This window comes from Sulfitobacter indolifex (assembly GCF_022788655.1).
GTDB lineage: Bacteria > Pseudomonadota > Alphaproteobacteria > Rhodobacterales > Rhodobacteraceae > Sulfitobacter > Sulfitobacter indolifex.
The window spans coordinates 2,538,778-2,550,211 of sequence record NZ_CP084951.1 but is presented as its reverse complement, the minus strand read 5'-3'; the positions used below and the strand labels follow the sequence as shown (position 1 = coordinate 2,550,211).

Annotated in this window: 14 protein-coding genes; 5 read left to right on the top strand and 9 right to left on the bottom strand. The window is 61.2% G+C overall.

The genetic code is table 11. The features are described 5' to 3' along the window. Positions 1–135 precede the first annotated feature (135 nt). The 4 genes from DSM14862_RS12545 to DSM14862_RS12530 are packed head-to-tail and all read left to right on the top strand — an operon-like array spanning position 136 to position 2,624. The gene (locus tag DSM14862_RS12545) at positions 136–669 is read left to right on the top strand and encodes a flagellar basal body-associated FliL family protein (protein ID WP_007117626.1); all 534 of its coding nucleotides are present in this window, start codon (positions 136–138) and stop codon (positions 667–669) included. Further along, complete coding sequence (locus DSM14862_RS12540; protein WP_007117625.1) at positions 666–1,613, top strand: flagellar motor switch protein FliM; 948 nt, start codon at positions 666–668, stop codon at positions 1,611–1,613. The genes DSM14862_RS12545 and DSM14862_RS12540 overlap by 4 nt, the downstream gene beginning before the upstream one ends. Next, a complete protein-coding gene (locus DSM14862_RS12535; RefSeq protein WP_007117624.1) occupies positions 1,597–1,998 on the top strand; it encodes a hypothetical protein in 402 nt (133 codons plus the stop codon). The genes DSM14862_RS12540 and DSM14862_RS12535 overlap by 17 nt, the downstream gene beginning before the upstream one ends. Then, a complete protein-coding gene (locus DSM14862_RS12530) occupies positions 1,995–2,624 on the top strand; it encodes a MotE family protein (RefSeq protein ID WP_007117623.1) in 630 nt (209 codons plus the stop codon). The genes DSM14862_RS12535 and DSM14862_RS12530 overlap by 4 nt, the downstream gene beginning before the upstream one ends. Before the next feature lie 12 nt (positions 2,625–2,636). Here DSM14862_RS12530 and flhB read toward each other — a convergent pair whose 3' ends face one another. Genes flhB through flgB form a run of 8 tightly spaced genes read right to left on the bottom strand, consistent with a single transcriptional unit; the run spans position 2,637 to position 8,865 of the window. Beyond that, the gene (flhB, locus tag DSM14862_RS12525; protein ID WP_007117622.1) at positions 2,637–3,755 is read right to left on the bottom strand and encodes a flagellar biosynthesis protein FlhB; all 1,119 of its coding nucleotides are present in this window, start codon (positions 3,753–3,755) and stop codon (positions 2,637–2,639) included. 3 nt (positions 3,756–3,758) lie between these two features. Further along, positions 3,759–4,514, bottom strand: a complete 756-nt coding sequence (locus DSM14862_RS12520) for a flagellar biosynthetic protein FliR (protein WP_007117621.1) — start codon at positions 4,512–4,514, stop codon at positions 3,759–3,761. 2 nt (positions 4,515–4,516) lie between these two features. Continuing rightward, positions 4,517–6,601: a flagellar biosynthesis protein FlhA gene (gene flhA, locus DSM14862_RS12515; RefSeq protein ID WP_040700206.1), complete on the bottom strand. Its 2,085-nt coding sequence runs from the start codon at positions 6,599–6,601 to the stop codon at positions 4,517–4,519. Then, entirely contained in the window at positions 6,598–7,425 is an 828-nt protein-coding gene (locus DSM14862_RS12510; protein WP_165481264.1) for a lytic transglycosylase domain-containing protein, read from the bottom strand. The genes flhA and DSM14862_RS12510 overlap by 4 nt, the downstream gene beginning before the upstream one ends. Before the next feature lie 2 nt (positions 7,426–7,427). Next, positions 7,428–7,697 carry a flagellar biosynthesis protein FliQ gene (gene fliQ, locus DSM14862_RS12505; protein WP_007117618.1) on the bottom strand — a complete coding sequence of 90 codons (270 nt, stop codon included), beginning with the start codon at positions 7,695–7,697 and terminating at the stop codon, positions 7,428–7,430. Positions 7,698–7,700: 3 nt separating this feature from the next. Further along, positions 7,701–8,033 carry a flagellar hook-basal body complex protein FliE gene (locus DSM14862_RS12500; protein WP_007117617.1) on the bottom strand — a complete coding sequence of 111 codons (333 nt, stop codon included), beginning with the start codon at positions 8,031–8,033 and terminating at the stop codon, positions 7,701–7,703. Positions 8,034–8,040: 7 nt separating this feature from the next. Then, positions 8,041–8,451 (bottom strand): flagellar basal body rod protein FlgC, encoded by a 411-nt coding sequence (gene flgC, locus DSM14862_RS12495; protein ID WP_007117616.1) that lies wholly within the window; start codon positions 8,449–8,451, stop codon positions 8,041–8,043. 9 nt (positions 8,452–8,460) lie between these two features. Further along, entirely contained in the window at positions 8,461–8,865 is a 405-nt protein-coding gene (flgB, locus tag DSM14862_RS12490; RefSeq protein WP_040700204.1) for a flagellar basal body rod protein FlgB, read from the bottom strand. A gap of 70 nt (positions 8,866–8,935) precedes the next feature. Here flgB and DSM14862_RS12485 point away from each other — a divergent pair, with 70 nt between their 5' ends. Beyond that, complete coding sequence (locus DSM14862_RS12485) at positions 8,936–10,276, top strand: FliI/YscN family ATPase (RefSeq protein WP_007117614.1); 1,341 nt, start codon at positions 8,936–8,938, stop codon at positions 10,274–10,276. Positions 10,277–10,282: 6 nt separating this feature from the next. Here the strand turns inward: DSM14862_RS12485 and DSM14862_RS12480 are convergent, their stop codons facing one another. Beyond that, positions 10,283–11,431 (bottom strand): lytic murein transglycosylase, encoded by a 1,149-nt coding sequence (locus DSM14862_RS12480; protein ID WP_007117613.1) that lies wholly within the window; start codon positions 11,429–11,431, stop codon positions 10,283–10,285. Positions 11,432–11,434: the final 3 nt, after the last annotated feature.

The following is an 11,434-nucleotide window of genomic DNA, read 5'->3' as shown; positions in this document are numbered from 1 at the left end:
ACTATGCAAGCATATATCGATTTATACTTGTGAGAACCGAAAAATAAACAGGTTTCTGTTGCAATAAAGCTTGATTGGGGATGTATTTGTTCTTGCATATGGCGCTCAGCGCAGGATCCAACTAAGAGTTAAAGAATGAAAAAGCCGCTCGCTATCCTTGCTGTTGTCCTGCTCTGCCTTCTTGCTGGCGTGGGCGGGGTGACGCTGGCCATTGGCCCTTCTGGTCTGCTGAAAATGGCCGGGCTGGGTGGGGATGAGGCCGCCGAGGAAACTGTTGAGACTGCCGACAACGCCCATGGTGAAGAAGCGGCGGACGACGGTCACGGAGACAAGCCTAAGGCCGAAGTTAAAATGCCGGTCATGCCGTTCCCCGAGATCATCGTGAACGTCACCGACACCGGACCACAGGGCGGGCAGACCAGCCGGTTTCTCAAGCTCAACATGCTGATGGTCTATGATGAGACCGTCGAAGGGGCCGACCGTTTGGTCGCGCGTGAAATTTACCTGCGCGACAGTTTCCAAGACTTCCTGCGTCAGTTGCATGTCAGCGACCTGAATGGCAGCTATGGGTTGGCGATGCTGAAGACCGAACTGCTGCGCCGGGCGCGGGCGGTGGGGCACACTGACGCGCCGCATGAAATACTGATTGCCGATATGGTGGTGCAATGACGACAGCGGATTCCTCCGAAGCGCTAAGCCTCGAAGAGACGATGATCCGTCAGGCGCGCGAAAGCTTCCAGCGCCTGCCCACGCTTGAGATCATCATCGACCGTCTGCTGCTGGCGCTGGTGCCCGACCTGAAATCCTATTGCACGATCGCGCCAGAGATCGAACTCACCTCGCTGGAATATATGCCCTATGAGGACGCGATGGAGAGCATCCAGTCGCCCTCGCTTATCGCCATCGCCAATGCGGAAGGCTGGGGCAGTCAGATCGCCTGTGTGGTGGAACCGGATCTGCTGTTTTCGGTGTTGGAGATCATGCTGGGCGGGCGTCGTGCCACGACCCAAGAATGGAAACCGCGTGGGTTAACCGCGATTGAGCAGAAACTGGGCCGCAGACTGGCGGAACTGTCGCTCAAGGGTTTGGCGCAGTGTTTGCAGGATGTCAGCCCGGTGCAATTCGACATCCAGTCACTGGAATCCAACCCCCGGTCGGTCATGCTGGCCGCCCCGCGTACCGCGACGGTGCTGGTGCGTATGCACATGCAATTCGAAGACCGCAGCGGGCATATGGCGCTGGTGCTGCCCTACGGCACATTGGATGAGGTCAGCGCGCAATTGGCGCAGCCGTTCCTTGGCGGGCGCTCGCCCACCGACAGCAACGCGCGCAAGGATATGAACAACCAGATTTCCAGCACCACGGTGACCATCACTGGTGTCTTGCAAGAGGTGACGATCCCCCTGCATGAAGTGCTGGAATGGAAAACCGGCCAAGTGATCGATCTGGGGATGACGGTAGACACGCCCGTGGTCGGTATGGTCAATGCCCAGCCGATGTTCCAAGCGGCCTTTGGTCAACGCAGCAACGGCGCGTTGGCACTGCGGGTGATCCAATCCCTGCTGCCCAAAGAGACGAAGGAGGAGAGCGACGACGATGACGGCCTTGATTGATATCATCATTATCGTGCTGCTCATCGGCACGCTGGTTTACGCTTTTATCCTTGATCGCCGGGTGCGCACTTTGATGGCGACCCTGAGGGAGATGGAGCCGATGGTCGGTGCCTTTTCCAATGCAGTCGATCAATCCGCCAAATCGGTCGAAGACCTGCGCGACCTCAGCGCCAAGACGCAGCGCGCAGAGCCGCCAGTTCAGCGCGCAGCGCCGCCCGCCCGTCAAACAGCGACAGAGCCTGCTTCCTCAGCGGGTCAAAGCCCGGCACAAATGCGCGCCGCACGCCTTAAAGGGCGCAGCCAAGTACGCGGCCAGGCGGCGGTACAGGGCAAATCCGAACTGGTCCGCACCTTTTTCGACATCACCAAGGAGCGTAAGGAATGAGCCGTATCTCGCTGCCAAAGATCGCGCTTTTAGGCCTCGGCGTCGCTGGCGTGCTCAAGCTCACAGTTGAGTTTATGCCGATGATGGCCATTGCTGAGACGCCCGGTGACACGCCCCCGGTCCCGGTTGAGCTTGCCGCTGCCCCCGCGCCGCCCAGCTATGACGCCAGCGCGCCGGGTGAAAGCGGCATGTGCGAACCAAGCCACCTGATCGCCGAAGCCATCGCCGAAGAACGTGCGCTGCTTAAAGATCAACGCGACACGATTGCCGACCGCGAAGCCAAACTGGCGCTGGCCGAGCAGAGCCTCAAGGCCGAGCAAACCCGGCTCGCCAGTCTGCGCGATGAGATCGGCGCGCAGTTGAAGGTGATCGAAGAGGCCAACAACCAAGATATGACCAAATTGGTCGAGCTTTACCGCAACATGAAGCCGCAGGTTGCTGCTGGCATCATGGATGAAATCGACGTGGAAACAGCCGTGCAGGTGATCGGTGCCATGCCGGAACGGGACGCGGCGCAGATCATGGGCTCCTTCAGCCTTGTTCGGGCGCGACTGATCACCAAAATCTTGCTGGAGCAATCCAAACTTCCCGCCGACCGCAACCTTGAGGGGCTGCGCCTGCGCTAAGCGGGGCGGGGGTCACTCCTCGCGAATGGACGATCCCGCTGGCGGTTTGCGGCGCACGTTGCGGCGCAGGTCCATGACAAAGCCGATGATCTCGGCCACGGCCTGCCAATGTTCCATCGGGATGCGATCATCCACCTCAACCGCCGCATGAAGCGCGCGGGCCAGCGGGCGGTTTTCGATCATCGGGATGTCGTGTTCTTTGGCCAGTTCGCGGATGCGCTGCGCCATCACATCGGCACCTTTGGCCACGCAGACCGGCACGTCATCAACACCCTGTTCATACTTCAGCGCCACGGCGTAATGGGTCGGGTTTGTCAGGACCACGCTGGCGCCCGGGATCGCCTGCGCGATGCGCTGGCGCGCGCGGGCGCGGCGCAATTCGGCGCGACGGCCCTTGATCTGCGGATCGCCCTCGCTGTCTTTATGCTCATCGCGGATTTCCTTGAGGCTCATCATCTGTTTCTTCTTCCACTGCGCGCGCTTCCAAATGATGTCGGCAATGGCGATGGGCACAAGGAAAGTGGCCGTTACAAGGAAGATCCAGCGCACTTTTTGCAGCGTGGCGGCCAGCAGGGTTTCGGGCACGAAGGCTTGGGTCTGGCCCAGCGATTGCGCTATGTCGCGCACGGCCCAGACGGTGATGAAACCGATCACCAGCACCTTGACCGTATTCTTGGCAAACTCGACAAAAGCCTCGGCTGAGAAGAGCCGCTTGAACCCCGACAGCGGGTTCAGTTTCGATATTTTTGGCTTGATGCGCTCGGCTGAGACCACGGTCTCCCCTTGGATCAGCACCCCAAAAAGCGCCGCCAGCACCATGATCCCGACCACCGGCATCATCGCCAGCCCCAGCGTAAAGCCCAGCGATTTCAGCACACTGCCAGCCTCAACCAATCCTGTGCCGCCGGTGCCGATGGCGGTGACACCTGCCTCCAGCAGTGGGGCTTGCAGCGCCTCGACAATGCCACCAACCGAACTTGGCAGCACGAAAACAAGGATCATCAGCAGCGCGAAAACCAGCATCGCCGTGCCGGTCTCACGCGATTGGGGCACGTCGCCTTTCTTGCGCGCGTCGCGGAGCTTTTTCTCCGTCGGCTCTTCGGTCTTACTGCTCTTGTCTTCGTCCGACATGGCCTAGAACTCGTAGGTGGTAAGCCACTCCGCGAATGGCTCAAGAAACCCGCGCATCATGGTCGGAACCGCCAGCACCATCAAGGCCAGCCCGGCGGCAATCAGCAACGGCTGCGCGATAAAGAAGACCTGAAGGCTCGCCATCATGCGGTTGGCCAAGCCCATGCCAACGTTCAGCACCAGCCCCGCCACGTAGAAGGGGGCGGCGATCGACAGGCCAAGGTAGAGGCTGACTTGCGTGGCGCGGGCAAACTGATCGGTCAGATCGGCCAGCATGAAAGTGCCGGGGATAAAGACCTGATAAGACATCAGCAACGACTCGATAATGAGGTGGTGCAGGTCTGTGACAAAGATCAACGCCGTGGCCCCAATCAGCAACATCGCCGCCATGCTCGTAGCCCCCTCAAACGCGCCAATGTTGGGGGCCAAGGCATTCGCCAGCCCCGACATCAGCGCCATCTGATAGCCCGCAAATTGCAGCGCCGACAGCAGGGTGCGGGCGACCAGCCCGATCCAGAGGCCAACCGTGATCTCAGAACCAAAAATTAACAGCAAGGCACCGGGGCGGTCTTCGGCCACGGGGCCAAGTCCGGTCACGGGATAGAGCGTGGCACTCAGGATCAGGCCAAAGAACAGCCGATGCCGCGTCGGGACAGAGGTTTCAGCAAAGCCCGGCATGAACAACAACGCGCTGCCGATGCGGGCGAAGACCACGAAATACCCCATCAGCGCGTCGGTCAGGAGGGCGGACAGGTCCATCCCTAGCCCCCGATGGTGGCGACGGTCCGCAGCGACACTTTGCGATGAATTTCGGCGTTAGAGATCACCGGCGTCATCGGGCTGACCCGCTCCAGCATGGAGCGCACATAAGACCGCGCCTCGGGGTTCACCATCAGCGCGGGCCAGCTGTCTTCAGAGGCGAAGCGCTGGATCTGCTGGCGGGCCTGTAGCACGAACTCCTGCACCCGTTTAGGGGACATGACGAATGTGCGGTCATCGCCGACCATTTTGACCGCGTCAATGAACTCGGCCTCCCATGACGGCGACAGGGTGATGACGGGCACAAACCCCTGCCCATCGGACAGACCTTGGCAAATCTGGCTCGACAAACGGCGGCGCACGTTTTCAAGCACCAGCGCGGGCTTGCTGGTCTGGCGTGTTGCTTCGGCCATCGCCTCGACGATCAGCGGCAGGTTGCGGATTGAGACACGCTCGAGCAGCAGTTCCTGCAAGACCTGCTGCACCAGAATGGCGGGGGAGGGGACGGGCAGATCGTTGACCAGTTTTTGGTAGTTCCGGTCCAGCCCCTCAATCGCCTCTTTCGCCGAACCATAGGTGAGCAGCTCAGACATGTTCTCTTTCACCACTTCGGTCAGATGCGTGGTGATGACACTTTCGGGATCGACGACAGTATAGCCCTGCGCCTCGGCTTGATCGGCGACCTTGCTGTCGACCCAAAGCGCATCGAGCCCGAACGTCGGCTCGCGCGTTGCCTCACCCGGCAGTTGCAGCGGTGCGCCTTCGGGATTGATCACCATCATCTGATTGGCGCGGATGTCGCCTTTGGCTACATCAACGCCGTGGATTTGGAACGAGTAGCTGTTGATCGGCAGGCTCACGTCATCCTTGATCCGCACCGACGGCATGGGGAAACCGAACTCTTCAGCGAAATGTTTGCGCAGCGATTTGATCTTGCTTGGCAGCACCGCGTCGGGACGGTTGGCCAGCGCCACCAGCCCTTCACCCAGTACCAGCCGCAACTCGTCGAGGTGCATGGGGTTGCTGTCGACCTCAGGCATGTCTTGTTTTTTCTGCGCCTCAACATCGGCTTGCGCCTTGGCCTCCGCCGCCTCTGCCGCGCCGCGTTGGATCACCACGCCCAAGCCCACCATGGCAGCGGCCAGCAGCGCAAAGACCAGCAGCGGAAAGCCCGGCAGAAGGCCGATGCCGAACAACAGGATCGCCGCCATATAAAGCGCCTTGGGGAAGTTCGACAGCTGGTCAAAGACCGCCTCGTTCGCCGCACCCCGTGTGCCGCCCTTGGTCACGATAAGACCGGCCGCCAGCGACACCACCAGCGCCGGAATTTGGCTGACCAGCCCGTCGCCGATGGTCAGCGAGGTGAAGACGTTAAAGGCATCGCCCACGCCCATGCCGCGCTGCACAACGCCGATCAGAATGCCGCCGATGACGTTGATCAGCGTGATGATCAGCCCCGCCACCGCGTCGCCGCGCACGAATTTCGAGGCACCGTCCATGGCACCAAAAAACGCGCTTTCGTCTTCCAACTCTTTACGGCGACGACGCGCTTCGTCTTCGTCGATCAGCCCGGCACCCATGTCAGCATCAATCGCCATCTGTTTGCCCGGCATCGCATCCAGCGAGAACCGCGCAGCAACCTCGGCGATACGGGTCGAACCCTTTGTAATTACGACAAAGTTGATGATGACGAGAATGGCAAAGATCACCACGCCGATAACGAAATTGCCTGCCACGATGAATTTGGAGAAGCCCTGGATCACATCGCCCGCGGCGTGCAGACCCGCATGGCCTTCGCTGAGGATTAGTCGGGTTGAGGCCACGTTCAGCGACAGGCGCAGCATGGTGGTGACCAACAACAGCGTCGGGAAAGAGTTGAACTGCAACGGCGAGGGGATCCACAGCGCCACCATGAAGATCAGCACGCTGAGCGACAGCGACAGCGCCAGCCCAAAGTCCAACAAGATCGGTGGCAGCGGCAGGAACAGAACCGCCAGCACCAGCGACATGCCGACGGCAAAGCTGACGTCCTTATTGGCGCCAAACATGCGCCATTGCGGCATTATGGAATTCGGTTTCGTGCTCATCCCGCATCCTCCGCGTGGACGGTGGTGAACTGTGGCAGCACCGGCTGCATCTCATGCGCGGAATAGAGCGAGCGGCGGGCGTTTTCAGCGCCGCCAATCCGCGCGCCCCATGTGGCTTTGGCCGCCAGCCTGTCGTAGCTGCCGGATGATTTCGCCACAGGTTTCCGCTTACGCACGGCAACAGGGCTGGCACTGGCCAGCGCCTGAAACTCCGGCAGCCGCGCATTGGCCGCGGAGATGTTCTTTTGCAGCCGGTCGAGGTAAACGTCGCGGTATTCCGGCTCGAAGGAATGATAGGATCCGGCGGCCTGCATCCAACTGCCCGTGCGCCGGTGCAACCGTTTGAGGAAGCGCGCGGCGTAATCGACATTCACCCGCGGATCAAAACCTTCGGCCACGTTGGCAAAGGCATCCGGGTGCCAGCGCATGTTAATTTGCATACAGCCCACGTCGATAGAGCGGATGCCGCTCGCCTGACGCTCGGCCACCCAATCAAGCGCGGCGTTGCGGCTGTCAAACAGCCGGCCTTCGCCCGCCGCGTTCACCGCATAGGGCCAGACCGTGAAATGGCCATTGCGCCGCGTACCCGCCTCTTGAAGGCCGATCGCCAAGAGCAAGTTGTCAGGAATGCCATGTCGGGTCTGTGCTGCGAGGATTTCGCGGATGCAGACGCCTTCGGGCCCGCCCTTGGCCGCCAGCGTCCGCGCCGTCTTGGTCACGGCGTTTTTCTGCGACGGCTCATAGAATGATCCCCAGCCTTGGGCGAGGGCAGGGGCGCTCAGCACAACCCCCAGTACCGCCGCGCGGGCGATATGCCAAAACACCCTCACAGCCCACCGTTTTGCACGAGGTCAAAGACCGTATCCGACAGGTTTTTGAGCGTGGCATACATAAATGGCGTCGCGACCAGCAGGGTGACAAAGATCATCACGATCTTGGGCACGAAGGTCAGCGTCATTTCCTGAATTTGCGTCAGTGCTTGGAAAAACGCGATCACCAAACCAATGCCCAATGCCACCCCCAGCACCGGACCAGAGGCCAAAAGCACGGCCCAGACGGTGTCAGAGATGATGTCATAGGTCTGGGTTTCGGTCATGGCCTAGATCGGCATCCGCAGGATTTCCTGATAGGCTTCGACAAAGCGATCGCGCACCGACACGGCCACTTTCACGGTGCTTTCCATCGCCAACATCGCCTCAACCACCTGCTGAGTATCCGCCTCGCCGCGCAGCCCGGCTTGGGCCACGGCCTCGCCCCCGCGCACCGTTTCCAGCGCGCTTTCCGAGGCCTGCTGCACCAGATTGGTGAAACTATTGGCGCTGGCACCGGCTTCTTCGGCGATGCCTTCACCCTTTTGGCCCGTCAGCGATTGCGAGGTGCGGTAGGCACCCCGGACGGCGGCGGTAGAGATTAAGGAAGCAGGATCGCTCATGTCAGCCTCACTTCAGCAGGTCGAGCATTTGGCTGCGCATCCGGCGGCCGGACTCGAACATGTTCATGTTTGCCTCATAATTGCGCGATGCTTCGCGCATGTTGGCCATTTCAATGATCGGGTCGACATTGGGCCGGTTGACATAGCCAGTCTCATCCGCTGCCGGATGCGCCGGATCATAGTCGCGCCGGAAGGGCGATTGATCGCGCCCAATACGGTCAACCTCAACCAGTGATCCGCCGCCGTTACGGTCAATCAACTCGGAAAAGCTGATGGTCTTGCGGCGGAAAGGGTCAGCGCCCGGCGTGGTGCCTGTTGAATCGGCGTTGGCCACGTTTTCCGAAATCACCCGCAGACGCGCGGTCTGCGCGGTCATCCCGCTGGCGGCGATTTTGGCGATAGACTGAAGCGGATCCATGCGTTTTCCTTACCTGTTTCCGGTGACGGCCATGGTGAGCATGTCATAGCTCTTGCGATAAAGCTGTGCGGCCAACCTGTAATGATCGTCGATCTCGGCGGCCTTCACTGCCTGTTCTTCTAGGTTGACGGTATTGCCGTCCAGCGTTGTGCCGATGACGCTACGATCCGTCACCTCACGCACGCCGGGTGTGCCTTGGGCCACGCCGGTGAAATGCTTGTCATGGGTGGTTACCAACCCATTATCGCGCGAAAGCTCTCCGCTCAGCATTGAGGCGAAGGACGACACGTCACGCGCCTTGAAGTTCGGCGTCGCCACATTGGCCACGTTTTCAGACACGACCTTTTGCCGGGCCGAAAGCCACTGCATCCGGTCCGAAGCGAGCCCAAGAATAGAAAGATTAGACAAGTTCATTTTTTTGCCTATAGCCTGTTTAATCCTTGTATAGTAAATAATAGCTTGGTCTCCTAGAGGAAATTTATCCATGCAGACACTCTTTTCCGAGCTGACAAGCTTTGCCCGCGAGGCTGGCGAGGCCGAGATCACCGGCGAAGTGCGTGCAATCACCGGCATCACGCTGACCGCTGTGGGGCTTGAACGGGTGCTGGGCATCGGTGAGCGCTGCATCGTGCATGGATCTGATGGTCCGGTCCATGCCGAGGTCGTGGGGCTAGGTACGCATGGCACAGAATTGCTCCCCTTCGGGTCGTGGCGCGGGGTCGCCGCGGGTGATCGGGTTGAGGTCGCGATTGGCCGCGATGTGATCCGCCCGGATGAAAGTTGGAAGGGGCGGGTGATCAGCGCCTCGGCAGCACCGCTCGACGGGAAGGGGCATTTGCCCGAAGGTAATCAGCCCCGCCCGCTGCGCGCCGCCCCGCCGGGTGCGTTCGACCGCAAACGCATCGGCCCGAAACTCGCGACCCATGTGCGCGCGCTCGATGTGTTCACGCCGCTTTGCCAAGGCCAGCGCTTGGGTATCTTTGCAGGCTCGGGCGTCGGTAAATCGACGCTTATGGCCATGCTGGCACGCTATACGGACTGCGATGTGGTGGTTATGGCGCTGGTTGGCGAACGGGGCCGCGAGGTGCAGGATTTCATTTCATCCGACCTTGGCCCCGAGGGGATGGAGAAGGCGGTTCTCGTTGTCGCGACGGGCGACGAGCCGCCGCTCACCCGCCGCCAAGCCGCTTGGACAGCTATGGCCGTGGCCGAGCATTTCCGCGATCAGGGGCAGCACGTGCTGCTGCTGATGGACAGCGTGACCCGCTTTGCCATGGCGCAGCGCGAAATTGGTCTTGCGTCACGCGAACCCCCCACCGCCAAAGGCTACCCGCCGACAGTGTTTTCCGAGCTTCCGCAGATGCTGGAGCGGGCAGGGCCGGGGCCGGTGGGCAAGGGCGATATCACCGCGATTTTCACCGTTCTGGTGGATGGTGATGACATGAATGACCCCATCGCCGACGCCGTGCGCGGGATCACGGATGGGCATATCGTGTTGGACCGTAAGATCGCCGAAAAAGGGCGTTATCCGGCGATTGACCTGCTGGCCAGCGTCTCGCGGACGTTGCCGGATTGTCACAGTGATGCGGAGTATACGCTGCTGACCGCCGCTCATAAGGCGCTGGCGGCCCATGCCGATATGGAAGAGTTGATCCGCATCGGCGCTTACCGCAGCGGCAGCAATCCCGAGTTGGACCGCGCCATCGCATTCGCCGGGCCGTGTGAGGCGTTCCTTAGCCAGCGCAAGGCCGAGCACACCCCGCCGCAAGCCTCTTTCGCTGAGGTGGCAGGGATGCTCGACCGTGCTGGTATCAGCCCCGGCTAGGCCTGCCTATTGCAGGCGGCGCAGCAGGTCCATCGAAGGCTCGCCGGTCGCAGGCAGGCCGATGCTTTGCTGGTATGCGCTGATTGCTTTGCGGCTGTTCGGCCCGATCACACCGTCGGTGCCATCGGTGTCAAACCCTCGCGCCGTCAGCCGCTGTTGCAGCGCCATCCGGTCGTCTTTGGTCAACCCATTGGCATCGGGTGGGAAGCTGCCGCGCAGCGGTCCGCCCCCGGCGATGCGGTCGGCCAGATGGCCCACGCCGATGGCATAGCTGTCGGAGTTGTTGTAGCGCTTCAGCGCCCGGAAATTGCTGGTCACGACAAACTGCGGCCCACCTGCCTGCGGCTGGATCACCGAGCCGGCGCTGGCGGGGATGCTGCCCAACTCACCACCCCATTTGATACCGCGCGTCCAACCGTTGCGCGAAAGATAAGCGGCGGTCGACGCCAGCGCATCGCTGGGATCCTCAGACCAGATATCGCGCCGCCCGTCGCCGGTGAAATCCACGGCAAAGGCTTGATAGGACGTGGGAATGAACTGCGTATGCCCCATGGCGCCCGCCCAAGACCCGGTGAGGCGGTCCGCGCTGATGTCGCCGTTTTGCAAGATTTTCAGCGCCGCGATCAGCTGCTTTTCAAAGAATGCGCCGCGCCGCCCATCATAGGCCAATGTGGAAGTAGCTGAGACCACAGGCACATTGCCGCGCCGCTCGCCAAAGAAACTCTCAAGCCCCCAAATCGCCGCGACGATCTCGGCGGCGACGCCGTAGCGGCTTTCGATAGCGCTCAGCGTGCTGCGATGCCGCGCAAAGGCCGCGCGACCTTTGGAAACCCGGTCATCGGAGGCCGCGATGGCGAGGTAGTCCTCTAAGCTCCTGCTAAATTCAGTCTGGTTACGGTCCCGCTTCACCACACCGGGCAGGTAGCCCGCGCCGCTAAACCCTTGGGCCAAGGTGCTGGCAGAAATCCCTTGCGCCGAAGCGCGGCCTTTAAACGACGCGACCCAAGCATCGTACCCTGCATTGGCCACGGGCCGCAGATCGTCCGGCACCCCAGCCGCCGCTGCGGGCCCGAGTGCGCCGCCGCCGTTCGAGCAGGCCGATGTCAGCCCCAGTGCGGCGAGCCCGAATGCGAATGTTCTGCGTGAATGTCTCATAAA